This is a genomic window from Streptomyces sp. 12E (assembly GCF_055633275.1).
Genome location: NZ_JBVNCJ010000001.1, coordinates 2,750,571 through 2,773,903, shown reverse-complemented (window position 1 = coordinate 2,773,903; position 23,333 = coordinate 2,750,571). Strand labels below are relative to the sequence as shown.

General features: G+C 69.4%; 26 protein-coding genes and 1 pseudogene. 16 read left to right on the top strand and 11 right to left on the bottom strand.

What is annotated here, in order from left to right; all coding sequences use genetic code 11:
- Positions 1-120 precede the first annotated feature (120 nt).
- Positions 121-561, top strand: coding sequence for a DUF5980 family protein (locus ACZ8ZB_RS12975; RefSeq protein ID WP_470737873.1), 441 nt, complete (start codon positions 121-123; stop codon positions 559-561).
- 103 nt (positions 562-664) lie between these two features.
- Here the strand turns inward: ACZ8ZB_RS12975 and ACZ8ZB_RS12970 are convergent, their stop codons facing one another.
- Complete coding sequence (locus ACZ8ZB_RS12970) at positions 665-967, bottom strand: hypothetical protein (RefSeq protein WP_470737872.1); 303 nt, start codon at positions 965-967, stop codon at positions 665-667.
- Between the two features lie 367 nt (positions 968-1,334).
- On the opposite strand from ACZ8ZB_RS12970, the gene ACZ8ZB_RS12965 reads away from it, so the two are divergent.
- The 5 genes from ACZ8ZB_RS12965 (at position 1,335) to ACZ8ZB_RS12945 (ending at position 4,181) form a co-directional block, all read left to right on the top strand.
- Positions 1,335-1,763, top strand: coding sequence for an Hsp20/alpha crystallin family protein (locus ACZ8ZB_RS12965; RefSeq protein ID WP_470737871.1), 429 nt, complete (start codon positions 1,335-1,337; stop codon positions 1,761-1,763).
- A gap of 178 nt (positions 1,764-1,941) precedes the next feature.
- A complete protein-coding gene (locus ACZ8ZB_RS12960; protein WP_470737870.1) occupies positions 1,942-2,418 on the top strand; it encodes a DUF2267 domain-containing protein in 477 nt (158 codons plus the stop codon).
- A 189-nt stretch (positions 2,419-2,607) separates the two neighbouring features.
- On the top strand, positions 2,608-2,982 hold the full coding sequence (locus ACZ8ZB_RS12955; RefSeq protein WP_470737869.1) for a VOC family protein: 375 nt from the start codon (positions 2,608-2,610) through the stop codon (positions 2,980-2,982).
- Between the two features lie 58 nt (positions 2,983-3,040).
- Positions 3,041-3,625, top strand: a complete 585-nt coding sequence (locus ACZ8ZB_RS12950) for a sugar O-acetyltransferase (protein WP_470737868.1) — start codon at positions 3,041-3,043, stop codon at positions 3,623-3,625.
- A 10-nt stretch (positions 3,626-3,635) separates the two neighbouring features.
- A complete protein-coding gene (locus ACZ8ZB_RS12945; protein WP_470737867.1) occupies positions 3,636-4,181 on the top strand; it encodes a TetR/AcrR family transcriptional regulator in 546 nt (181 codons plus the stop codon).
- 19 nt (positions 4,182-4,200) lie between these two features.
- Here the strand turns inward: ACZ8ZB_RS12945 and ACZ8ZB_RS12940 are convergent, their stop codons facing one another.
- On the bottom strand, positions 4,201-4,698 hold the full coding sequence (locus ACZ8ZB_RS12940) for a hypothetical protein (RefSeq protein ID WP_470737866.1): 498 nt from the start codon (positions 4,696-4,698) through the stop codon (positions 4,201-4,203).
- A 326-nt stretch (positions 4,699-5,024) separates the two neighbouring features.
- Between ACZ8ZB_RS12940 and ACZ8ZB_RS12935 the strand changes: the two genes are divergently transcribed.
- Positions 5,025-5,642, top strand: a complete 618-nt coding sequence (locus ACZ8ZB_RS12935; protein WP_470737865.1) for a GNAT family N-acetyltransferase — start codon at positions 5,025-5,027, stop codon at positions 5,640-5,642.
- A 266-nt stretch (positions 5,643-5,908) separates the two neighbouring features.
- Here the strand turns inward: ACZ8ZB_RS12935 and ACZ8ZB_RS12930 are convergent, their stop codons facing one another.
- On the bottom strand, positions 5,909-6,319 hold the full coding sequence (locus tag ACZ8ZB_RS12930) for a RidA family protein (RefSeq protein ID WP_381228607.1): 411 nt from the start codon (positions 6,317-6,319) through the stop codon (positions 5,909-5,911).
- A 79-nt stretch (positions 6,320-6,398) separates the two neighbouring features.
- On the opposite strand from ACZ8ZB_RS12930, the gene ACZ8ZB_RS12925 reads away from it, so the two are divergent.
- The 3 genes from ACZ8ZB_RS12925 (at position 6,399) to ACZ8ZB_RS12915 (ending at position 9,071) form a co-directional block, all read left to right on the top strand.
- Complete coding sequence (locus ACZ8ZB_RS12925; RefSeq protein WP_470737864.1) at positions 6,399-6,770, top strand: winged helix-turn-helix transcriptional regulator; 372 nt, start codon at positions 6,399-6,401, stop codon at positions 6,768-6,770.
- 603 nt (positions 6,771-7,373) lie between these two features.
- Entirely contained in the window at positions 7,374-8,393 is a 1,020-nt protein-coding gene (locus ACZ8ZB_RS12920) for a peptidoglycan-binding protein (protein WP_470737863.1), read from the top strand.
- 327 nt (positions 8,394-8,720) lie between these two features.
- On the top strand, positions 8,721-9,071 hold the full coding sequence (locus ACZ8ZB_RS12915; RefSeq protein ID WP_470737862.1) for a hypothetical protein: 351 nt from the start codon (positions 8,721-8,723) through the stop codon (positions 9,069-9,071).
- A 553-nt stretch (positions 9,072-9,624) separates the two neighbouring features.
- Here the strand turns inward: ACZ8ZB_RS12915 and ACZ8ZB_RS12910 are convergent.
- Together ACZ8ZB_RS12910 and ACZ8ZB_RS12905 are read right to left on the bottom strand one after the other, a co-directional pair.
- Positions 9,625-10,133: pseudogene (locus ACZ8ZB_RS12910) on the bottom strand (NUDIX hydrolase).
- A 299-nt stretch (positions 10,134-10,432) separates the two neighbouring features.
- Positions 10,433-11,308, bottom strand: a complete 876-nt coding sequence (locus tag ACZ8ZB_RS12905; protein ID WP_470737861.1) for an alpha/beta fold hydrolase — start codon at positions 11,306-11,308, stop codon at positions 10,433-10,435.
- 385 nt (positions 11,309-11,693) lie between these two features.
- Between ACZ8ZB_RS12905 and ACZ8ZB_RS12900 the strand changes: the two genes are divergently transcribed.
- Together ACZ8ZB_RS12900 and ACZ8ZB_RS12895 are read left to right on the top strand one after the other, a co-directional pair.
- On the top strand, positions 11,694-12,071 hold the full coding sequence (locus tag ACZ8ZB_RS12900; protein ID WP_470737860.1) for a hypothetical protein: 378 nt from the start codon (positions 11,694-11,696) through the stop codon (positions 12,069-12,071).
- Positions 12,072-12,246: 175 nt separating this feature from the next.
- Complete coding sequence (locus ACZ8ZB_RS12895; RefSeq protein ID WP_470737859.1) at positions 12,247-12,834, top strand: DinB family protein; 588 nt, start codon at positions 12,247-12,249, stop codon at positions 12,832-12,834.
- Between the two features lie 59 nt (positions 12,835-12,893).
- On the opposite strand, the gene ACZ8ZB_RS12890 is transcribed toward ACZ8ZB_RS12895, so the two are convergent.
- Positions 12,894-13,271 carry a nuclear transport factor 2 family protein gene (locus ACZ8ZB_RS12890; protein WP_470737858.1) on the bottom strand — a complete coding sequence of 126 codons (378 nt, stop codon included), beginning with the start codon at positions 13,269-13,271 and terminating at the stop codon, positions 12,894-12,896.
- A gap of 409 nt (positions 13,272-13,680) precedes the next feature.
- Entirely contained in the window at positions 13,681-14,001 is a 321-nt protein-coding gene (locus tag ACZ8ZB_RS12885) for a hypothetical protein (RefSeq protein ID WP_470737857.1), read from the bottom strand.
- 138 nt (positions 14,002-14,139) lie between these two features.
- On the opposite strand from ACZ8ZB_RS12885, the gene ACZ8ZB_RS12880 reads away from it, so the two are divergent.
- Together ACZ8ZB_RS12880 and ACZ8ZB_RS12875 are read left to right on the top strand one after the other, a co-directional pair.
- On the top strand, positions 14,140-15,048 hold the full coding sequence (locus ACZ8ZB_RS12880; protein ID WP_470737856.1) for an ADP-ribosylglycohydrolase family protein: 909 nt from the start codon (positions 14,140-14,142) through the stop codon (positions 15,046-15,048).
- A gap of 210 nt (positions 15,049-15,258) precedes the next feature.
- Positions 15,259-15,741 carry a DUF7919 family protein gene (locus ACZ8ZB_RS12875; RefSeq protein ID WP_470737855.1) on the top strand — a complete coding sequence of 161 codons (483 nt, stop codon included), beginning with the start codon at positions 15,259-15,261 and terminating at the stop codon, positions 15,739-15,741.
- 14 nt (positions 15,742-15,755) lie between these two features.
- Here ACZ8ZB_RS12875 and ACZ8ZB_RS12870 read toward each other — a convergent pair whose 3' ends face one another.
- Together ACZ8ZB_RS12870 and ACZ8ZB_RS12865 are read right to left on the bottom strand one after the other, a co-directional pair.
- On the bottom strand, positions 15,756-15,962 hold the full coding sequence (locus tag ACZ8ZB_RS12870) for a DUF397 domain-containing protein (RefSeq protein WP_470737854.1): 207 nt from the start codon (positions 15,960-15,962) through the stop codon (positions 15,756-15,758).
- Entirely contained in the window at positions 15,962-16,807 is an 846-nt protein-coding gene (locus ACZ8ZB_RS12865) for a helix-turn-helix domain-containing protein (protein WP_470737853.1), read from the bottom strand. Before ACZ8ZB_RS12865 ends, ACZ8ZB_RS12870 begins: the two co-directional genes overlap by 1 nt.
- Positions 16,808-17,009: 202 nt before the next feature.
- On the opposite strand from ACZ8ZB_RS12865, the gene ACZ8ZB_RS12860 reads away from it, so the two are divergent.
- Positions 17,010-17,669: an ATP-binding protein gene (locus ACZ8ZB_RS12860; RefSeq protein ID WP_470737852.1), complete on the top strand. Its 660-nt coding sequence runs from the start codon at positions 17,010-17,012 to the stop codon at positions 17,667-17,669.
- A gap of 3 nt (positions 17,670-17,672) precedes the next feature.
- Here the strand turns inward: ACZ8ZB_RS12860 and ACZ8ZB_RS12855 are convergent, their stop codons facing one another.
- Positions 17,673-20,828, bottom strand: coding sequence for a DEAD/DEAH box helicase (locus ACZ8ZB_RS12855; protein WP_470737851.1), 3,156 nt, complete (start codon positions 20,826-20,828; stop codon positions 17,673-17,675).
- Between the two features lie 162 nt (positions 20,829-20,990).
- On the opposite strand from ACZ8ZB_RS12855, the gene ACZ8ZB_RS12850 reads away from it, so the two are divergent.
- Positions 20,991-22,034 (top strand): YDG/SRA domain-containing protein, encoded by a 1,044-nt coding sequence (locus ACZ8ZB_RS12850; protein WP_470737850.1) that lies wholly within the window; start codon positions 20,991-20,993, stop codon positions 22,032-22,034.
- A 382-nt stretch (positions 22,035-22,416) separates the two neighbouring features.
- Here ACZ8ZB_RS12850 and ACZ8ZB_RS12845 read toward each other — a convergent pair whose 3' ends face one another.
- A complete protein-coding gene (locus tag ACZ8ZB_RS12845; protein ID WP_470737849.1) occupies positions 22,417-23,229 on the bottom strand; it encodes a helix-turn-helix domain-containing protein in 813 nt (270 codons plus the stop codon).
- Between the last annotated feature and the right edge of the window lie 104 nt (positions 23,230-23,333).

Genomic DNA, 23,333 nt, shown 5'->3' with positions numbered 1-23,333 from the left:
GAGGATCGTCACACGGGTGACACTCGCTGACGGCGGCCGACCTCTTCGGATCGGCGAACCGGGCCGACGGGAACGTCGTGCCGCCTCGTGCACCCCCATGCCCTCGATCAGGAGGTACCGATGAAAACAAGCCGTCGTGGGGCCGGATTACTCCTCGGCCTGTCCTCTGCCCTGGCCTTCTCACTCCTCGGAGCGTCTCCGGCGTCCGCCTCGACCTCGACATGGACGCTGGAGGCCGAGGGGCAGGTGGTGTGCGTCCGTGGTGGGTTCTCATGGACGTACGCCCTGTCCCCGGTGTCCGGAAGCTGGTCGAAGCCCATCACGACCGGCATCCGCAACCTGCCGGGCCAGTCCTCCGCCAACCTGGGCCGCCAGGTCATCCCCCCGGGCACGAACGAACGTGACCCCGCCGACGGCAGCCTGGCCGTCAACGGCTACGTCTTCTTCTCCCTGGGACTGGCGCCGGTCGGTGAGTACACCGCCGAGATCTACGCCACTGACGGCGAGCGGACCGAGACCGACCAGCTGAAGATCGTCTACCAGAACGAGTACTGCCGGTAGGCCCGGTGGAACGATCCTGAGCCATGGTGCCCGGGCGCCCGGTCGGCCCGGGCACCATGGCGCGGTCGCCGGAGCCCCGTCGCACGGCCGCCCTTCTTCCGCCTCATCCCCGCCGGTCGGCCACCGCCCACGAGGCGAGCGCCACGGCCCCCGCCGCCCCGAACACGGCGGGCCAGGCGCCCACCTTCTTCGCCAGCGGGTGCGACCCGGCGAACGCGGCGACGTACGCCACCGACAGCGCCCCCGCCGCCCCGCTCCCCGCCCGCTCCCGCCACTGCTGCGCGGCGGCGGCCCCGGCGGCGGCGAGCACGACACCGCCCAGCTGACGCTTCCGGGTCCAGCGGGCCACGCCGTACCCCCCGACGAGTCCGCTCGCGGCCACCACCGAACTGGGAACCTTCGCCATCCTGCTGCCTCCTGCCGCTGCGCCGGCCCGCCGGGCCGGGGTCGTCCGGACTCCGAGGCTAGCGCTCCGGGAGACGGCCCCCGCGCCCGGACCCGCGACCGGGCCCATGCCGAGCCCACGACCGGACCCATGACCGGACCCGCGCCAAGCCCGTGACCGGGCCCGCGCCCACCCTTGCGCCCAAGCCCGTGACCGGGCCCGCGCCCACCCCTGCACCCAAGCCCGTGACCGGGCCCGTGACCAGGCTCGCGTCCGGTCGCGCGACACAACCTGAGTCTTGGCTTGTCAACTTTCCTCCCCCGCGCTATATAAGAAAGCAAGACCGTAAGGGCATCGCAGATGACACCCACGGAAGGAGATGACCGTGATGCTCATGCGTACCGACCCGTTCCGCGAATTCGACCGACTCGCGCAGCAGGTCTTCGGCGCCACCTCCAACGGACGCCCCTCGGCGATGCCGATGGACGCCTACCGCTCGGGGGACGACTTCATCGTCCACTTCGACCTCCCCGGCATCGACCCCGAGACGATCGAGCTCGACGTCGAGCGCAACGTCCTCAACGTGCGCGCCGAGCGCCGCTCCCCGGCGCCCGAGGGTGCGGAGACCGTGGTCGCCGAGCGGCCCACCGGCACCTTCACCCGCCAGCTGTTCCTGGGCGACACCCTGGACACGGAGCGCATCGACGCGTCGTACGAGTCCGGTGTCCTGACCCTGCGCATCCCGGTCGCCGAGCAGGCCAAGCCGCGCCGCATCCAGATCACCGGCGGCGACAGCCGCAAGCAGATCGGCGGCTGACCCCCCCCGCGCGTCCCGCGCACCCGCTCACCCCGCGCGTCCCACGGACCCGGACGGTCCGCGGGACGCGCCCCCGCGCACATCCGGCCCGCAGGGCGGCACATGCCCGGGAAGAACCGGGGCACTGGAGAACCGGAGACCGGGGCACTGGAGAACCGGAGAAGGAGAGAAGCACCGGATGACCACGCTGACACCGCAGAAGCCCGCGACCCCGAAGCCGACCGGAGGCATCCCGGCCCCGGCCGCAGCGCCCCGGAACGACAGCTGGCACCAACTGATCGACGCGGTACGGGAGTCGGGCCAGTACCCGACGCGGTCGGAGGCGGAGAGCGTCACCCGTGTCGTCCTCTCCGCCCTCGGTGGTCACGTCGTCGGCGACGAGCGCGTCGACCTGGCCCGCGCCCTGCCCGAGGAGGCGGCCAGAGTGGTCGCCTCGCAGATCCCGGTGACCCGCAGACTGACCGCCGCGGAGTTCGTCGACTCGGTGGCCGCCCGCATCGAGGGCGCGACCCCGGCGACCGCCCGCTGGGACGTCAGCTCGGTCCTGAGCGTCCTGCCCGACCTGGTCGGCGACGCCCTGGTGACCCGCGTCCTGGCCCAGTTGCCGCCGGGCTACGCCCTGCTCTTCGGCCGCGCGGAGCTGACCCCGGCGTGACGGCCGGGCCGCGGCCCGGTACACGTGGGACACGTGAGAACCGCCTGACGTGAGCCGGCCCCGGACCCGTGTCCGGGGCCGGCTCACGTCAGGATCCCGCCCCCGCCCGCCAGGAGGTTCGACACCACCCCTCCCCGCCCGCCATCCTGCGGGCCGGAAGCCACACCGCCCGCCCGCCCCGGAGGACCGTTGAACCCCGTCATCCGCCACATCACCTTCGACTGCACCGGCGACCCCTACGACCTCGCCGCCTTCTGGAGCGCGATGCTGGGCAACCCGCTCGCCGACGACGACAGGCCCGGCGACCCCGAGGCCCTGGTCGCGGACCCGTCCGGCGGGCCCGGCCTGCTCTTCGTGCGCGTGCCGGAGGGCAAGACCGCCAAGAACCGCCTCCACTTCGACCTCAGGCCGACCGGCCGCACCCGCGCGGAGGAGGTCGCCCGCGCCATCGGACTCGGCGCCCGTCAACTGGCCGACCACACCCGCCCCGACGGCGGAGGCTGGGTCAGCCTGCTCGACCCCGAGGGCAACGAGTTCTGCGTCGAGCGCGGCGACCTGGACTGAGACGGACACGCGGCGACCGGAGTGTACGTTCGTACGCTCTTGTGCGTACGATGGCGGCATGCCGACGGACGACCACTTCGCGAACGACCCGCGCACCAACCTGGAGCGCATGCTCGCGGGCGACCTGTACATCGCCGACGACCCGGAGATCGCCCGCCGCCAGCAGCGCGCGATGCGGCTCGCGGCCCGCTACCAGGCCGCCTATCCCGAGAACCCCGCCGAGGCGAGGCCGATCCTGACCGAGCTCCTCGCCTCGGTGGGCGACGACGTCGACGTGCGCCCGCCCCTGTACGTCGACTACGGCAGCAACATCAGCATCGGCGCCCGCACCTTCGTCAACTACAACCTGACCGCCCTGGACGTCGCCCGGATCACCATCGGCGAGGACTGCCAGATCGGCCCGAACGTCCAGCTCCTCACCCCCACCCACCCCGTGGAGCCACAGCCCCGCCGCGACAAGCTCGAGGCCGCGCTGCCCATCACCATCGGCGACAACGTCTGGCTCGGCGGCGGCGCGATCATCTGCCCCGGCGTGACCATCGGCGACAACTCCGTCATCGGCGCCGGCGCGGTGGTCACCAAGGACGTCCCGGCGAACGTCGTGGCCGTGGGCAACCCGGCCCGCCCGGTCCGCACGATCTGACCCCGCCCGTATGGCCACCGGACACACCGACCCCCACCGCCGCGAGCGCATCCTCGCGGCGGCGCTCGACCTGATCGCCGAGGAGGGCGTCGCCGGCGTCTCCCACCGCAAGATCGCCGCACGGGCCCGGGTCCCGCTGGGCTCGATGACGTACCACTTCACCGGCATCGACGACCTGCTGCTCCAGGCCTTCACCGGCTACGCCGACCACGTGGTGACCGTCTTCGAACAGCACCTCGGCGCCGCCACCACCGCCGACGAGGCCCGCGAGGCGGTCACCGACCTCATCCACACCCTCTCCGAGAACCCCCGCCGCGACCTGATCCTCACCCAGGAGCTCTACACCCTGGCCGCCCGCCACGAGCCCTACCGCGCCCTGTGCGCCCGCTGGATGCGCCGCAGCCGCACCCTCCTGGAACACCACTTCCCCGCGCCCACGGCCCGCCGACTGGACGCCCTCATCGAGGGCCTGACCCTCCACCGCGCCCTGGACGACACCCCCTGCGACCGCGCACTGACCCGCGAGGCGGTCGCCCGCATCACCGCCGGACCCTGATCCGTGGTGCGGGCCGGTCTCAGTTCAGCATGTTCCAGATGACCGCCGAACGGGCCTCGGAGATCAGGTCGTCGACGACCGAGCCGCCGTCGCCACCGCGCGGGGGCTCCGGTGTCCGCTGCTCCGGCTTCTCCGGAACGACGGACCACAACGGAGCACCGCCGGGGAGGGCGGCGACGGCCGGGAAGCGCAGATCACCGGCGAACCACAGCACCCCCCGGCCGTCGGCCATTCCGAGCCAGACGTCGGTGGGGACGTTCCCCCGGAACGACGCCGCGACGCTCTTGTCCGGTGCCAGCAGCAGGACGCGGCGCTCGGACGACTTCCCCGGGACCTCCTCTAGCCGGCACGGCCACACCTGCCAGCGGTTGTTCTCCAGGATGCGCAGCATCTGCTTCGGAGCCAGCTTCGCCTTCAACACCCAGCCGAGCGCGAAGACGACGGCCATCGGGACGGCGATGAAGGGAAAGAGCCCTGTATCGGACACCGCGCTGACAGCGAACGCTACGAGGAGCATGAGCGGGACCACCCAGAGGGCCCGGCGGTTCGAGCTTCTCCCGATCTGCTCCACCTGCGCCCGCATCCCGGGCGTGTCTACCGCGGGACGCGGTGACACCTGGTACCCGTACTCCTCGGCGAGCATCCGTCCCCCGGTGCGTCGGCTGTGCCCGATGTGTCGGCTGAATGCTAGTGGCGCTCAACCGGGTTCGTACCGTTGTTCGTATGTCCGTCTGTTCGTCTGTTCGTCTGTTCGTCTGTTCGTCGGGCGGATCCCTGGTCCCGCTTCTCCCTCGCCGTCGCGTACGGACCCTCGCCGAAGCTGAAGATCGTCAAGCGTGCAGAATGACCCGCATGCCGATGACGAACATCCCGAGAGCGGCGAAGGCCGACGATGCGCGGGCGGTCGGCCGTACTCTCGCCAGAGCCTTCGGCGACGACCCGATGATGCGGTGGTTCTTCCCCGACGACTCCTCCCGCGAGGCGGCGTCGGGCCGTTACTTCACCACCCTCTTCACCCGGCAGTACGTCAAGCACGGCGTGTGCGAGCGCACCGGGGGCGCGGCCGCCTTCTGGGTGCCGCCGGAGGGGCAGGCGAAGGCCGTGCCCGACGCGGAGACCGTCCGGGAACTCCAGGACATCCTCGGCGACCGGGCTCCTCTGTTCCGCGGCGCCGTGGAGGCGGCGGCCGAGCACTCCCCGAAGGAGCCCCACTGGTACCTGGCGGTGATCGGCGCCGACCCGGCCGCCCGGGGGCGGGGGCACGGCGCCGCCCTGCTGCGCTCGGGACTGGCCAAGGCGGACGCCGCGGGCCTGCCGGTCTGCCTGGAGTCCTCCAAGCCGTCCAACCTCCCCTTCTACGAGCACTTCGGCTTCACCGTGCACGAGGAACTGCGGCTGCCGGGCGGCGGACCGGTGCTCTGGGCGATGCGGCGCGAGCCCAGCCCCCCGGCTGGCGGCTGAGGACCGTCCGGCGGGCCACCACCGGACGCGCGCACCGCCTCGGCCGTCCGGCCGAGGCGGTGACGCGGGGCTCCTCCCCGACCGGACGACACCGCCGTGGAGTTCGGGAAACGACCGGGCGGCCACGGCGGTTGGCCGTGCCGTGACCGGCCGGCCCGCGCCGCGTCCCTTGTCCGACGAAGCCCTCTCCGGCCTGCTCGGCACCACCACGACCAGGCCGGCCACCTCACCTGCCACCGGCGGACCGGGCCTGTGCGGGCGGTCGGTCAGTCGACGAGGGCGGTGGCTTCGATCTCGACGAGGACGCCGGGCTCGAAGAGGCAGTCGACGCCGATGAGCGACGACGGGGGAAAGGGCTGCGGCAGCCCGATCTCGTCGGCCACACCTTCGACGCCCGCCATGAAGGCGCCCATCTTCTCCGGCTCCCACTGGGTGACGTAGAAGGTCAGCCGCACCACGTCGTCGAACGTCGCGCCGGCCCCGGCGAGACCGCGTGCGGTGTTGCGCAGCGCCTGCGCGACCTGTCCGGAGAGGTCCCCCGGCGCGACGGGCGTCCCGTCCGCGAGGCTGGAGATCTGCCCGCTGACGTGGACGTGCCTGCTGCCGGTGCCGACGGCGACGTGATGGTAGGGCGTGGGCTGCAACAAGCCCTCGGGGGTGAAACGCTGAACGGCCACGATGGTCTCCTTCGAACGACGGACTTGGTATAGCTTTGATACCTAGGAGACGCAGGACACTTCAACGAGACCAGGTTTCATGACCGATACCGCCCCTCCCCACGACGACGAGCTGAGCATCCCGGCGCCGCACCGCGAACTGCTCGACCAAGTGCTGGACAAGTGGTCCTTGAGCGTGCTCAGCGAGCTGTGCGAGGGGCCGCGCCGGTTCAACGAGCTGCGCCGCGCGATCCCCTCGGTCACGCAGAAGTCGCTGACCGCCACCCTGCGCAGGCTGGAGCGCAACGGCATCGTCGAGCGCGAGGTCGTGAACTCCAGGCCTGTCGCGGTGGAGTACCGGATCACTCCACTGGGGAAGACCATGCGCCCTCCCGTCGACGTCCTCCTGGACTGGGTACGGACGTACATGCCCCGGATCGAAGAGGCACGGGAGGCCTTCGACGCCGAGTGAGGAGCGGAACGGGAGATCCGCCCGCGTTCCACCCCACGCCTCGGCCGTCACCGACGAGGCGAGATGCTTCTCCGCCCCTTCCAGGGACGAACCCGCCGGGTCCGTCATCGGTCGCGGACGGGACGGTCCGGCGCCCGCTCGACGCCGCGGCGCCCGTCCTGGCCGCCTCCCCCTCGGTGCGGGACCTCGAAGCGGACGGCCGGTCCTGCTTCACCGACGTCGTGGACCGCGCCGACCCCGACGCCGTCGCGACGCCGACGAAGGCCGGCCGTCCTTCCTGTGGGTGAGCGACGCGTGCCGGGAGCACATCGCACCCGCACTCGTCCGGGTGAACGCGTGGTTCTCCGCGCCGGCGCTCCGCACGGCTCCCCGCAGGGGCCGTGGACAGCCGGATCGCGGCACCGCGGAACGTCCGGCGGTCGTACGCGATGCGGACGGCCCGCGGCGGAGGCCCCGAACCCCCCCGTCCGGCATCACTACGATCTGCGCTGCTGTGGGCCGATGCACCCGCGCTCACCGTCATGCACGCGATCGACCTGCTGTTATGCGGCGATGCAGGCGGCGTGGACGCCCGGCCGTTCCGCGAGACGACGGGAGGAACGCATGGCGCACGAGCCGGAGGCCCAGGACCGGGGGCAGCGGCCGGGGGAGCGGCTGGCACGGCTGCTGCGCCGCTGGTGGGAGGAGGCCGGGAGCGCACCCGGCGGCACGCGGCCCACCCAGCAGGCACTGGCCGCGAAACTGGGCGTCGACCAGACGACGCTCTCCCGCTACCTCAACCCGAAGCACACCTCGACCGCTCCGCCGAGGGTGGTGGAGGCGCTCCACGCCCACCTGCGCGCCCCGGCGGCGGAGCTGGAACAGGCACGGGAGCTGTGCCGGGCGGTACGGGAGGAGAACAGCGGCCACGCGCCCGTCGGCAGCGTCCCGCAGCCCGCCGCCCCGGCCGACGCCACGGGCGGCCCGGGCGGACGCGGCGCCCCGGGCCGCCCGTGGCGAGCTCGGTGGGTGCGGCCGACGCTGGTGGCCGCGGCGGTGGCGCTGGCCTTCGTCGCCGGGGCGGTCGTGCGCGACCAGTACGCCCCCCACCCCCGGACCCCGGCCGACGGCGTGGCGGCCGGGGCCGTTCCGGCGAGCGGCGCGCCGCTGGAGTGGCCGCTGCTGATGAAGCGGAAGGAGGACCACTTCACCCCCGGCCGCGCCCTGCAGCACCTGCTGAGGGCACACGGCTACGAGGTGAAGGCGGACGGGTACTTCGGGGACGAGACCCGGGACGCCGTCATGGACTTCCAGCGCCGCAACAACCTGCCGTCCGACGGCAAGGTCGGCGAGGACACCTGGCCCGAACTGGTGATCCCCCTCGGGCGCGGAGCCGACGGACACGCCGTCCTGGCCCTCCAGGAGCTCCTGCACAACACGGGCCAGGGCGGCACGGAGGTGTCGGGGGAGTTCACCGCGGCCACCGCCGAGGACCTGAGGTACTTCCAGAGCCGCCACGGCCTGCGGCCGAACGGCCACGCGGACGCCGACACCTGGCTGGCCCTGCTGGTGTTCCAGCGCCCGCCGACCGGCGCACCCGCCCACCAGGGACCCGCGACTCCACGGCCCTCCACGCCGGCGTGAGCGGGCCGCGCCGCCCGCCCGCGTGAGACCTCCGCACGGGGCGGCCCGCATGCACGCCGCCCGCCCCGTGCCGCATGATGCGCGATCTCCACTTCCGACAGGCATGACCGCAGGTCAGGGCCCCTTCCCGCAGGCTGCACGGAGCCTGCATGGATGCGCCTGCGCAGACCCCCCGGAATCCCTTCCCGCACCCCGCCCCCGCGGTCATTCTGGTTGCCGTGCCCGGCGCTCCCCGGCCGAAGCGACCCGCCCTCACCGGCGGTCGACGTGCCCGGGGCGTGACACCGGAGCGCTTTCCGACCACTCTCCATCCGAAGGGGTACTTCCATGTCCGCTGTCCGCAAGACCGTCCTGTCCGCGCTGTCGACGATCGTCCTCGCCGGAGGGCTGGCCTTCGGCGCCGCCGGCACGGCGAGCGCCGCCACCTGCCCGTCCACGGCGTCCCCGAAGATCGACGGTGCGATCGCCGGCTGGTCCCTGAGCTGCTCGGGCGGCGCCGTGCGGGTGGCCGGCTGGCTCGAGGACACCCGCATGGACGGCAAGTGCGCCGTGGTCCGCGTCGTCGGCGGCAACGGCGATTACCGCACGAAGCAGGCCTGCGGCTCCGGGGTCCGCGAGCAGTTCGACTTCACCTTCGCCGGGACGGACTCGGCCCAGGTGCGCCTGGCCATCGCCTGAACCCCGCTCCGGGGCGGGCCGCGACGCCCGCCCCGGAGCGTCCGGGCGCGCACCCGCCCGACGGGGAGTCCGGGCGGGTGCGCGCCCCGTGTCGGCCCGGCCGGCGGTACCGTCCGGTGCACGCCGCCGACCCGGCGAGGAACCCGCCCACCGGCCGTGACGGCCCACCGGCCGTGACGGCCCACCGGCCGTGACGGCCCACCGGCCGTGACGGACCGCGACATCCGGGACAGCCGGTGCCCGAGGACCCGCCCACAGGCGCGTGACCGCGGGAGAGCGACGAGGAACGAGGCGGACAGGTGAACACGGACAAGGGTTCCCCGCGCGGCCTCCTGACGGCATGGGCGGTGATGACCGCCCTGGCCCTCACCCCGGCCGCCCTCGCGGACGATCCCGCCCGGCTCTGTCCACGAGACGGGAACGGACGGCAGGTGCCGACCGCTTCGGAAGGCGCCAAGGAACCGGACAGGCGCGACCCGAGGCGGACATCCGTGAGTGCACGGACACCGACGTGCGACCCCTCCGTGAACAGTGCGGTGAGCCGATGAAGGACTCAGCTCGGGGAACGGCCCGCCCGGCTCGGACCGCGGTACCAGTCGAACGCCTCGCGGGCGTCCGGGACGAACTTCCGCCCCCGTACGAGGGACTCCAGCTCCGACTCGGTGAGCCAGTCGTGCCGGGCGACTTCCTGGACGCTCGGCCGGACGGGCGCCGTGATGACGACCTCGTGCAGTCCGAGCCGTAGGGACCGATCGCCCCCGCGCACGGGAACTCGAGCACGAAGCGCGGGGCAGCACGAACGCCCAGTTCCTCCGACAACTCCCGGTCCGCCGCCTCCTCGTACGACTCGCCGACATCGACCGCACCGCCGAGCATCCAGTTGTACTGACCGGGAAAGCGGGACGAACCGTCCGGGCGGCGATGGACGAGGAACCGTCCGTCCGCGTCGCGGCACACGATCGTGGCGATGCGATGCAGCCGGCCCTGACGGATCGCTTCGGCCCGGTCGACGACCCCCAGCACCCGGTCCTGCTCGTCGACGCGCTCAACCAGTTCACCCATCGAGCACACGATGACAGGGGCTGCCTCCGCCGGGACCAGCAGGTTCCCACGCCGGCTTGCGCCGCCGACGCGCCGAGACGGAGGAGGCCGGCGACCCGCCGCGCCCCCACCTCAAAGCTGCGCCGTCCCAGGTCGTCCACATCGAACGGAGCCGGAGGCAGGCGCCTCCCGAAGCGGTGGACGTCTGCTGTCCGTCCTCGGGCTCCGGCCCGCTTCCCGTGGTGTGTGCACGCTGACTGACGCTACTGCGACCGTCCGTCCCTGGCTCAGCTCTTGTGGCCGAGCTCCGTGAGCGGCCACTACCGGAGTTCTGGGCCCGGCCGAAGGAAGTCGATAAGCGCCGAGGCCAGTGCTTCGGGCGCCTGCTCGGCGACATGATGCCCGGAGTCGATGCCGTGGCCGCGGACGTCGTGGGCCCACCGGCGCCAGATCGCGCGGGGATCTCCATACAGATCCTCCAGATCGTCCTGAAGCGACCAGAGGACCAGCGTGGGGCAGGTGATGCGCGCACCGGCGGCGCGGTCGGCCTCCTCGTGTCGTCGGTCGACGGTGAGGCCGGCGCGATAGTCCTCGAGCATCGCCCGCACCACGTCGGGATCGCGGGTGGCCTGCCGCCACTCGTCGTAGTTCTCCCGTCCCATCGCCTCGCGGTCGCCGAGGTACCAACTGTCGGGATCGGCGGTGATGACGCGCTCGGGGATGCCCGGCTGCGCGAAGAAGAACCAGTGCCACCACTGAGTGGCGAACTCGGCGGTGATCCGCGACAGATGTTCCGTCAGCGGCAGGCAGTCCGCGAAGACCACCCGGGAGACGGTCTCGGGATGGTCGAGCGTGAGGCGCAGCGCCACGCTCCCTCCGCGGTCGTGTCCGACGAGCGCGAACCGGCGATGCCCGAGGTGGCGCATCACGGCCACCACGTCCCCGGCAACCGCGCGCTTGGAATAGCCCGCATGATCCGCCGTGAAACGCGGCCCCCTGGAGCGCCCGTATCCCCGCAGGTCCGGACAGACCACCGTGTGGCCGGCCCGCACGAGCAGCGGAGCGACCCGGTGCCACGTCGCCGATGTGCGGGGATGGCCGTGCAGCAGCACCACTGGCGGACCGTCCCCACCGAAGCGGACGAAGAGGCGAGCCTCACCGACATCGATCCGCGCCGTCTCGAACCCCTCGAACACCCCGGCCTCCCTGGGCTCGGCTCACGTACCGCGCCTCACCGTCGGCGCGGTACCGGGACTCCCTCCTGCCCCGGCCGGCGACGGCCATGCGTCCGCTTCCACGGTCGGTCACGCACGGATCACGACGGCGACGACCGACTCCGCGCGGCCCGGCACTCCCGGCCCGCGCCGACCACCACGGGGGCGGCATGACGAGCGCGCCGGCCTTGATCCCCAGGACGCCCGGCCGACGGAGACGGCCCGAGGCGGACCCCGGCGCCTGTGCGGGTCGGCGGGACCGCGTCGACTGGGCTTCGAACCGGCCGGGAAGGCCGAAAAGTGATGCTTGACGATTCAACATACTTGTTGTGATCATGCGCATGACGTCCCGAGATCGGAGCCCCTCATGCGCCTGAAGTCCCTCGCCCTCGCGGCGATACCCGCAGCTTTCCTCGGAGTCATGGCATCCGCGCCCAGCGCGTCGGCGTGGTCTCCCGGGAACTGCCAGACGGGCACGTTCTGCGTCTGGCCCGAGTTCTGGTACGGCGACACGGACATGACGCCGTCGCTGGTGACCGACGGTGAATGGTCGGGCAGCGCTCGCGGCCACATCTTCTACAACAGGACGCCCCGGGACGTCACGATGACGTACGTCATCGTCGGACACGAGGAGCAGGGTCCCAGCACGGCATGCGTCTCCAGCAATCACGGCAGCTACTTCACGATGCCCATGCACGTCACGGACATCGCCTGGCGTGAGGACGACGGCAGCCCCTGCTGGTGACCGTCCCGAGCCACCGTCTCCAGCAGCGCCGGAGCGCGCCGGGTGTCCTCGGCCCGCGGGTGGGGACCTCTGCGGGGGAGAGGTCCCCACCGCTCACGGCCAGGAGACCCCGGCACGGCCGTCCGGCGGGCTCCGCCGTCCGGGAGGTCCGTCTACCCGATTCCCGGCGGCACCGATGGTGTGCGAGGCTCGGCGGGTGTCCGACTCTCGAAACGAATCCGCCTCGCGGTACGCCCTCGACCTGCTGCGCCGACAGTTCGACCTGACGTGGTCGTTGTTCGAGTACCACCTGGAGAGGCTCGAACCCGACGACTTCCTGTGGGAGCCCGTCGGCAACTGCTGGACGGTACGCCGGGCCGACGACGGGACGTGGGCGCCGGACTGGGCGGAGAGCGAGCCCGACCCGGTCCCCCTGCCGACGATCGGCTGGCTGAGCTGGCACATCGGCTGGTGGTGGAGCGTGGCCACCGACCACGCCCGGAACAGGACGCCCCGGGAACGGGACGACATCACCTGGCCGGGCGCGGGCGAGCCGGCCGTCGAGTGGCTGCGCGCCCTGCGCGCCGACTGGCTGGAGGCACTGGACCGGCTCACCGACGCCGACCTGGACGCGACCGCCCCGTTCCCGTGGCGGGACGACCCCCGGCACACCGTCGCGGACATGGTCGCCTGGGTGAACGCCGAGCTGATGAAGAACGTCGCGGAAATCGGCCAACTCCGCCTCCAGCGAGCGGCCGACCGTCCGCCGGCCGCCACGAACTGACGGCCGGGACCCGCGGCGGGGCGCCGCCGCGAACGGGGCCGGGTCGAGCGGAGGGCGGCTCAGGACGCGGAGGGCCCGATCTCCCCCGCGAAGACGATGATCTGGTCGATGAGGCTGCGCCGCAGGTGGACGACGTCCGTTCCCGCCAGACGGGGACCTCCGTCCGGGGTGGTGAAGACCCACTGGTACCGGGCCCACTCGTCCGGCATGTCCACCGCCGAGCAGCGCACCATCGTGCCGGTTCCCGCCGGGTGCCGCCGGATGTCCAGCACGAACCGTTCGACCGCCTCGATCCCCTCACTGCGCCCCAACGGCCCCCAGAAGACGACGTCCGAGGTCAGGGCCTGGGAGAGCAGCCCTGTCACGTAGCCGTCCTCCGAGGCGTTGAAGGCGGAGAGGAACGTGTCGATCGCGGCCTGTGCGGTCTCTTCATGCATGCGCCAGTCATACCAGCCCGTCCGCGGCGAAGTCCGTCCCACGACGCGGCTTCCGGACGCGGAGGACCATCCCGGACACCGCACCGGCTCCTGCTCGGCCGATTCCGGTACGACGAGGCCACGTTCTGTTCTTCGCGGGCTCCGTCATCCGGAGTCACAGCGACGATCGCCACGGTCGGGGGCGGCGGAGAGGGCGTGTACCCGTACGCCACGGCCGATCCCGGCACGCCGTCCCGGGGCTCGATCCTCGTCCTGCGCACCTCCGTGCCGTAGTGACGGGGAGGCCAGAGCCGCACACCGAGACGCGGGGTCTGCTCGAACTCCTGCCGCGGAGCCTCCGGATCCCGCTCGGCTCCCAGTTCCTTCGCACACTGGGCGGCCCGTGCGGTGACGGCCGCCGTCACACCGCTCAGGCGCGTGGATCCTCCCGCTTCAGCTGTGCCGCCAGGTCGAGACCCTCCTGTACGGCGATGTCGAAGTCCGGGTCCTGGTGGAGGCGGATCCGCCCCCGGTGGTCGACGATCACCGCGGCGACCGCATCGAGGTCCGTCTCCGAGGAGGCCTCCAGCGCACGCTGGAGATCCGCTTCGAAGGTCTCCCGGTCGCCGGGGAAGCCGTGCCCGGGCCGCGGAGCGGCCCGGATGTCGCCGATGGTCCTCAACGGCAACGGCAACGGCAACGGCAACGGCAACGGCGCAGGGACGGGTGTTTCCGCGTGCTCCGCACCCACGATCTCCCGCTCCTCGATCTCCCCGTTCCACGAGGAGCGTTCCGCACGTCCGCACCCTGTGCGGGCATCGTCCGGATCAGAAGCCCGGCGGCTCCGAAAGGGAGTGCGGGAGAGCCGTCGTGCTGCGAGACTGCGCCGATGATCGACGTGCCTACCGCTGTGCTGGACTCGTTGTACGGACTCGCGTTCGGCGACGCCTTCGGCGACCGCTGGTTCGGCATCCTGCGCAGGCAGGGCCCGGCAGCCCTGGAGGCGCGCACGCCGCCACCGGAACCGCTGTGGCGGTGGAGCGACGACACCGCTCAGGCGCTGGTTCTCGTCCGGGAGCTCGTCGAGGGCGGGGGCGTCGTCGACCAGGACCGCCTGGCACTACGCCTCGCGGCGGCCTACGCCGAGGACACGCACCGCGGCTACGGAGCCTCGATGCACGACGTGCTGCGCCGGATCGGTACGGGCGAGCCCTGGCAGGAGGTGGTCGCCGGACAGTTCGGCGGCCAGGGCTCCTGGGGCAACGGTGCGGCCATGCGAGCCGCCCCGCTCGGTGCCTGGCACGGCGCCGACCTCGACGCGGTCGCCGAACAGGCCGCCCGCCAGAGCGCTGTCTCGCACCACCACCCTGAGGCGGTCACCGGAGCGGTGGCGGTCGCCCTGGCCGCGGCGCTGGCGACCCGCAGCCGGGGCGGGCCAGCTCCGGCCAGGCCGGACTTCCTTCGGGCAGTCGCCGAACGACTCCCCGACAGCGACGTCCGGTCGGGCGTGCGGATCGCGGCCCGGATGCCGGAGCGCACCTCGGTCCGGCACGCCGCGGAGGTTCTGGGCTCCGGCTACCGGATGTCGGGGCCCGACACCGTCCCGTACGCCCTGTGGTGTGCGGCGGGGCACCTCGACGACCTGCACGAGGGCCTGTGGGTCACGGTCGCCGGGCGCGGCGACATCGACACCACCTGCGCCATCGCGGGCGGGATCATCGCCGCCCGCACCGGAGTCGCCGCCCTTCCTCCCGCATGGCACGCGGCCTGTGAACCGCTGCCCCCGGTCGTGACGTAGCAAGGCCTCCCACCGGGACGAGTTCAGGCGCCGCCGACGGATGGGTGCGCCTCCGAGGGCGGTGAAGGCTTCGTGGATGCCGTCGTGGATCCCCCGCCGGCTCCGCGGACGGCGGAGCCGGTGCGGGTGGGCGAACGCGCGCTTCACGGCCGAGCGTAGGGTGCCCGGGTCGGAACCGTGCTCGGGGCCGCGGCGGGCGATGATGTGCGGGTGTTCTACGAGGACCTCAGCGCGTACGACTACCAGGACGACGACACCTTCACGGACCTGGAGTCGGGCTTCTACGGACTCTGGTACCGCCCCGCGTACACCCGCCTGAACGTCGGCTGGCTGGAGGCCGGCAAGCCGTACGCGACGGGGCCGGTCCCCGAGGCGTTCGTGGAGAAGCTGAAGGCCGTCCAGCGGGTGCAGTGGATGAACGTCTGCCTGGGCGTCCACGAGTGCGACCTGTGTCCGGCGGGAGACGAGCCGCCCCCGGAGGGCAACGGGGAGCTGCGCATCCCGGGCGACCCCGGCACCGCCTACGCCGCCCCGTTCCTCATCACGCACTACGTCACCGCCCACGGCTACCGCCCGCCGCAGCCCTTCATCGACGCCGTCCTCGCGGTCGACGTCGACGCGTGGGCCTCCGCGCGCTGGCCCGACGTGCCGTTTCCCTGGGTTCCGGGGGACGCGGAGCGCATGGTGGAGTAGGTGGCTTGGGAGTGTCAGGCGCACACGGCCGGTCGCTCGCGTCTCAACCCCGCCACGAAGAAACGCCATGCACTGGCTTCGACGGAGACGACAGAACCGTCCACGTCCTTGGAGTCACGTATGAGGACGCCGTACGGGACATGGGCGCACTCCACGCACTCGGTGCCGCTGCCGCCGCTATAGGAGGACTTGAACCAGGTGGGCTGTGACGGGGACGTCATCAAGGCTCCTTGCTGATCCGATCAATGAGGTCAGTGGAAGACTCAAAATCGAGCGCCTGTGCGCTGAGGTACTCGAACGCCAACCTATAACGCTCCAGTTCCTCTGGCTTCTCCATGAACAACCCACCGCCGAGGAGGTCTACGTACACCACATCCAGCTCCGGAGCCTGCCCGCGTAGGAAGGCGAAGCTACCGACGGCTGCTGCGTGAGCGCCTCGCGCGAAAGGGAGAACCTGCACGTTGATGTGCGGGCGTTCAGTCAATGCGAGGAGGTGTTGCAACTGCTTCCGCATGACCCCCGGGCCACCTACCTGCCGCCGTAGCGCTGCCTCGTCGATCACGGCCCAGATGCGTGGCGGCTCTTGGCGGTCCAGCAACTCCTGCCGCTTCATGCGGATGTCGACCATGTGCTGGACCTCGCGCTCCTCGCACCGCACCTCCGAGGCACGGTGGACGGCTTCGGCGTATGCCCGGGTTTGGAGCAGGCCGGGGATGTACATGCAGGCGTAGTGGTCCTCGCGCACGACCTCGTCTTCGAGGGTGAGCATGAGGTTCATGGACTCGGGGATGGGATCGGCGAGAGAGCGCCACCAGCCTTGGATCTTGGCGCCCTTGGCTAGCTCGACCAATGCAAGGCGTTCCTCGTCCGTCGCGTCGTACTCACGGCACAGCGCGTCGACGGCTGGCCACTTGACCGTGCCTTCCTTGGTTTCGTAGCGGCTGAGCGTTGCCTTCGAGATGCCGACTCGAGCACCTGCCTCCTCTAGCGTCAACCCCTTCAACTCGCGGAGTCGCCGCAGGTCAGCGCCAAGCTGGCGCCTTCGGGTGGTGGGTCCAACTGCCATGGATCAAGCCCTTCTTGTCCGTTGAGTGATCATTGCCGCCTGCCAGGAAGGACGGCAAGACGGTGTGCGCCGGGGGCGCGTACGGCAGTGACGTGCTCCAGCAGGCCGCTAGTGAGAGTTCCATTTTGAGAGTTTCAATGCAACTCTCGGTGTGGGACACACTCCATGGCGTAACCATCGTGTCCCAGGCAGGAGTAGAACCATGGATGAATCTGTCAGCATCCCCCTGGCGTCCTGGGAGTTTCCATTCCTTGCTGAGCCAGAGGAGGTTGCAGTCCTACGCGGTCTCGTACGGACCCGGCTGAGCGACTGGGGCCTGCAAGAGCTCAGCGACTCGGCTCAACTGTGCGTCAGTGAACTCGTGTCCAACGTGATCACGCACGTCGGTCGCGGAACCCCCGCCAGCCTCGCCGTCTCCCTGAGAGGCGCTCGCCTCCGCATCGAACTGCAAGACCCGGACGCTCGTGCCCTTCCCGCGCTCCTAGAGGCGAGTGATGACGCGGAAAGCGGACGGGGCATGGCGCTCGTAGACGCCCTGACGGAACGTTGGGGCATCGAACTGCACCATGACAGCAAGGTGACGTGGTGCGAGCTCGTCGCCACCTCTGCCACACCCGGTGGGCATGCTGGCGCGCGCATCACCAGAGCCGCCCAGATTCTCAGCTCCTATGGTGACGGCGAGCTGTTCAGCACCTCCCGACGCAGTCGGCTGGGTGCGATGGCGGCAGAAGCAGCCGCCATCGACGTCATCGCCGACCTGCTGTACTGGCTCCAGACGCACGGACATGACACGGACGAGATCCTGGACCGCGCCCAGACGCACTTCGAGGCCGAACAGGAGGTGACACGCGTCCCCCGCTGACGGTCAGCCCGCCGCTACTGCCTTGGCGTACGACAGCACATCCGCCGGAATCTCATGTCTCAACTTCCAGGTAATGGCCATCGGCTTGCTGCCCTTATGGCCTTGGTACTCGGCAGGTCCCAGAAGCATCCAGGGCTGAGCACCGCCTATGTCGGTGGTCTTGTAGCGGCGGACGAAAAGCAGTACCTGGCTGCCTTCGGCGACATGATTTTGGTACCTCAAACCGGTCGGGGACGTTTCGGAGATCTGGTTCTGGGACTCCCAATGGAACCGCTTCTCGCTCAGTGCGAAGTCGTGGTAGCGAGTCTGAGGGGAAAAGTCCTTCTCATCCTTTTCCAGGGTGATGAGGAGCGCGTCCGTCGCGATCGACTCGCACCACTTCACGCCTTCGCGGAAGTCACCGGGCATGAAGCCCCCGATATCCGCCTGACCGAGCGCGGGAAGGATCTCTTCTCGGCTGTAGGAGGCGTGCACGGTCAGCGGAATGCTCCGATCACCAGCGACGCCGAGGAGAGGAATGGGTACGTGCTCGGTATGGGCGAGGTTGTACGCCAGCACTTGGCGTAGCTCGCTACGGAAGGCCTCCTGCTTTCGGAGGGCGGCAAACCCCGCTTCGTAGCTCGCAAAGCCCTTCCTCGTGATGCCCCCCAACGGCCATAGCTGGAAGAAGAACATGCGGGCATATGCCTTCCCCTGCTCACTGAGGTCGCCGTAGGGAACAGCATCGTCTTCGAGCAGGCGTGTGTACGCGTCTACCCGCAGGGGGTCGTCGACGTGTAGGAACGCGGGCACTCGTTTGAGGAGAGCAGCCTCCCCTCCAAGTGCCTCGCGGTCCATCAAGCTGGAGCGGCGGAGTAGTCCGGTCCAGGAGTTTCCGTTTCCGCGGTACACCTCCTTGATGTCTCGGCCGCTTTCCTCCAGGTAGCGGCTGAGGAGGGGCTCGCCGTAGTCGGCGACTTCACGCGCCAGTGTGGTCACGTTGACGCTGAGCTGGTCCTTGATGTTGGCGATGATGGTGTGCTTTGCCTTCTCCTCCAGCACGATCTCGCAGCCGGAGGGGAGCTTCGGGAAGTCATGCTCGATGTGATCCAGAAGCCGCTTGCGCGTCAGGTTCGTGAGGGCACGGAACTGGTTCTCGAAACGGAACTCCTTACGGTGCTGGCCGATGAAGTCCAGCACGGTCAACACGGCTTTGTTGCCGGAACGTCGTAGTCCACGGCCGAGTTGCTGAAGGAACACAGTCGCGCTCGACGTTGGACGGAGGAGAATCAGGGTGTCCACGTCCGGGACGTCGACGCCTTCGTTGAAGAGGTCGACCGAGAAGACCACCTGAAGTGCCCCTGACCTCAGGTCTGCGAGTGCCTGCCGCCGTTGATCGGCCGGCGTCTCCCCGGAGACCGCGACGGCGTTGAAGCCAGCCGAACGGAAGGCCTCCGCCATGAAGCATGCATGAGCAACGGAGACGCAAAACCCCAAGGCCCGCATGCGGTGAGGGTCTGCCACCTTTTCCTCGACGGCCTTGACAACGAGGCCAGCGCGGACCTTGTTGCCCGTCAGAACGTTGTTGAGCGCGCTGATGTCATACGCTCCGCGCTTCCACTCCACGTTGCTCAGATCAGTGGTGTCACTGATGCCGAAGTAGTGGAAGGGGCACAAGAGCTTGTTGTCCAGGGCTTCCCACAGTCGCATCTCGGCGGCGATGCGACCGTCGAAGAACTCATCCTGGACGTTCTTTCCGTCCATGCGCTCCGGCGTAGCAGTCAGGCCCAGCAGTTCCATCGGCTGGAAGTGATCGATGATCTTCCGGTAGGTCGGTGAGGTTCCGTGGTGGAACTCATCGATCACGATGACGTCGAAGTGATCGGGTGCGAGACGATCAAGATTCCGTGCGTTGAGTGACTGGACGCTCGCAAATACGTGCGTCCAGCGCGCTGGGATTTCACCGCTATGCAGGGATTCTCCGAAGTTCGCATCGAGCAAGATGTCCTGGTAGGTCCGCAAGGACTGCTGCAAGATCTCCTTGCGATGAGCGACGAACAGGAGGCGCAAGTCGCCCCCACGTCTCTTGCGGAGCTGCTTGTAGTCAAGCGCAGCCATGACGGTCTTGCCCGTGCCGGTCGCCGCTACCAAGAGGTTCCGGTGCCGATCATGGACCTCACGCTCGACGTCGAGGCGCTCAAGCATGTCCCGCTGATAGGGATACGGCCGCACCTCAAGGCCGGACAGCGTGATGGCCCGGCCTGCTGACGACGCACCGCCAGCCACTGCCAGCGCTTCCTGCAGGCGACTGCCATCGGCGTCAGGGTCGTACACCTCGAAGGACGGGTCATTCCAGTACGACTCGAACGTCGCTTCAAACTTCCGCATCACATCGGGCGTGGCTACGGAGGACAAGCGAACGTTCCACTCCAGACCATCGAGGAGGGCGGCCTTCGACAGATTTGAGCTACCGACGTACGCGGTGTCGTAACCGCTGTCCCGTCGGAACAGCCAAGCCTTGGCGTGCAGCCGCGTCGAACGCGTCTCGTAGTTGACCTTGACCTCGGCTTCGAAGTCCTCGACCAAGCGGTCCAACGCCCGCCGCTCAGTGGCGCCGATGTACGTCGTGGTCAAGATCCGTATCGGTACCCCCCGCGCATGAGCCGCACGCAAGGACCGTTCAATGACCCGCAGCCCGTGCCACTTGACGAAGGCGCACAGAAGATCCACGCGGTCGGCTGTAGCAAGCTCTGCGCGCAGCTCGAATCCGAGGCTGGGGTCCTCGGGTGAGTTGGTCAGGAGCGCGGTATCTGAGAGCGGGATGCCGGGGCGTACGGCGAAGACTCCTGGCGCCTCCTGCCGCGTGATCGCTAGGAGCTGCTGAGGGCCGTCTGCGACGAAGTCCACCCATTCTTGGGCGCCCTTCAGTGTGCCGATGGACTCCAGGATGTGGTTGGCCGCGTGCACGCGCTCCTCGGCAGGCAAGTTCTGTAGAACGCGACGCACGGTGTGTGAGACGTGCCGTGCAAGTACGTGAGAGACCGACTCCGAGCCCACTGCTTCGCTCATCGGATGCCAGCCAAGTTGAGAGAGCTGCTGAAGCTTCTGCTCGAAACGGAGCGTGATCAGTTGCTCGTACAGGCCCGCGGCAGGTTGGGACAAATCCTCCAGCTCAGACACACGGACTCCTTCGATCGCGGTGGACAACTCGGCCCATGTGTAACAGAGCGCTCTGACAGGCCAGGATGAGGTTGACCGACACTGTCCGCTGGATGGTCACAACTCGGCTGCATCGGAGGGGAGTTCGGTAAAAAACGATCACTCTCGATCCAGTATGGGTGGATGAGAATCGAACGTGTCATCGGACATATAGAGGGCGTGCCCGTAGGCGCGGTCTTCCATCGGCGAAAAAATGTGCAGCACGCGAAACTGCACCAGACGAACCAGAAGGGCATCTCTTGGCTGCTCGACAAGGACGGCAGCAAGGTCGGGGATGCGATCGTCCTGCACGGCGGCTATGTGGACGACGAGGACCACTGGGAGTGGATCCGATACACGGGGGCTTCGGAGGGGAAGGACAAGGACGAATCCACCGGAAGGCTCCTCCGTAGCCAGTCGTGGTCCTACCCGGACAACGCTGCGCTCCTGCTCAGCTATGAGCGTGGTCATCCCATCCGCGTGATCCGAGGCTACGAGGGGGATCCGCGGTACTCACCCTCCAACTCCTACAGGTATGACGGCCTCTACGAGATCACGGAGGTGCGCACGGCGACCTCCAGGTACCCGGCTCCTGACGGGTCTCCGATTGACATCTGTCAGTTTGACCTGCGGCGCTTGTCCGACCGGGAACAGGTGCAGACCGCGGTCGAACGGCACGTCATCGACGTATTGAAAGAGCTTGACGAGGAGCCGGACGAGCAAGGCGACGGACAGCAGGAAGACGAAGAGCCGCCTGGCGAGCAGTGGCATGTGGAGAAGTTTCCGCGCTCGCGCAGCATGCGGGTGCGCCGCCTGGTTAGGGACACGGCTGCCGCGCAACGGATCAAGCAACTCTATGAGGGGGAGTGCCAGCTGTGCGGCCTGCGCCTGACGGGTCCGGACGGTAGACCTTACAGTCAGGGCGCCCACATACGGCCTCTGGGTAAGCCCCACCACGGACCCGACGTCGAGCCGAACATTCTGTGCCTCTGCCCCAACTGTCATGTCCGACTTGACATCGGCGCGATCGCAGTGGATGAAGACGGGTCCGTCATCGTGCGATCAGACCTTGCAGGAGCGAAGCTCTTGCCGAAGCTCACCGTGAGGGACGGCCACCGAGTCCACCCGGAGTATCTCCGTTATCACCGGAGGTACTGGGAGCAGAGAGCTTCTGATCAGGAGCCGTGAACTGCGGACATCCGCACCAGAAGGCGACTGCATGGCAAGTGAGGCGACGCGTGCGATAGATATACCCTCCACCTGATCGCGTACGGCTGGAGCGTCGGCGCGACTTCGAGAGCCGGGACGGCAAGCTGCTTGCGGAGAACGACTCCACGCTGCTTGCGGAGGGCGCCGCGCTGGGCGCCCGGGGCGGGTTCACACCCCATCTCGCCGCGACCTGCCCCCTGACCGACGACCCGGCCCTGCCCACCGAACTCACCGCACAGCCTCAGACCGAGATCACCCAGTGGCCGTCGATACACCACTCCAGCGGACGTGACCCGGCCCACCGGTCAGCGCTTTCCCGTGGGGGCCGGCAAAGTGGCAGTTGAGCCAAGACATCGCAGGTCTACCGCACGGTCCTGGCATAGCCACCTGCGCTCATGCCGAACTCCCGCCGGAAGTGCCGGTTGAGCTGGCTCTGGTCACAGTAACCGAGCTCGGCGGCGGTCTCTGCCACGGATCGTCCCGCTGCCAGCATGGACTTGGCGCGTGCCAAGCGCAACAGGGTCCGGTAATGGTGCGGTGGAACCCCGTAAGCCTGCCGGAAACTCCTGATCAAGTGGCGTTTGCTGCAACCGGCGACTGCTGCGAGATCGTCGAGCTTGGTGTTGGAGTTCAGTTGGCTGTGGAGCATCTCCCGTACTTGACGAAGCGCTCGAGGACGAAGTGCCGGACTCGCTGCGCCGGGAGCGTCCGCATGCCTGGCGAGCAGGACGTTCAGCAAGTGGATCAGCGACGACTCGAGATCCAGCTCGTCCTCGCCGTCCGCCAAACCCCTGTGCAGCGCAGCAATGCCGTTGAAGAGGCTGCGGTCTGAATAGGTCACCTCATGAAAGCGCGGCCGGCCTGTGCCGACTGGCAGGAGATCGGCGTCGATGAACATCAGTTGCACGATGGCCTGGCCGTCAGCGGCGGCTTTGTCCTGATCGAGGCAGCTCACGACCTCATGGGGCTCGATCACCGTCACCGCGCCAGGAACAGGGGGACCCTGGGTTCGCCCGAGGTACTGAAAAGGGGGTGCAGAGCCGCCATGCGTGATCTTGACGGTGTACCCGCTGTTCACAACGGTCGGGAAGTCACCCTCGGCAACGCGCAGAGCCAGGCTCTCGACTCCGAACCGTGCTCTTCTGCGACGCCCTTCGATCGCGGACTCAGCCATGTCATTTTCGCCCTAGTTCGGCTTGTTCGGTTGATCTTACAGTTCTCGGCAAGACAAGCGCATCCGTCGGGCCAGGGAGGCGTGACAGTCGATGGTTGAGCCAG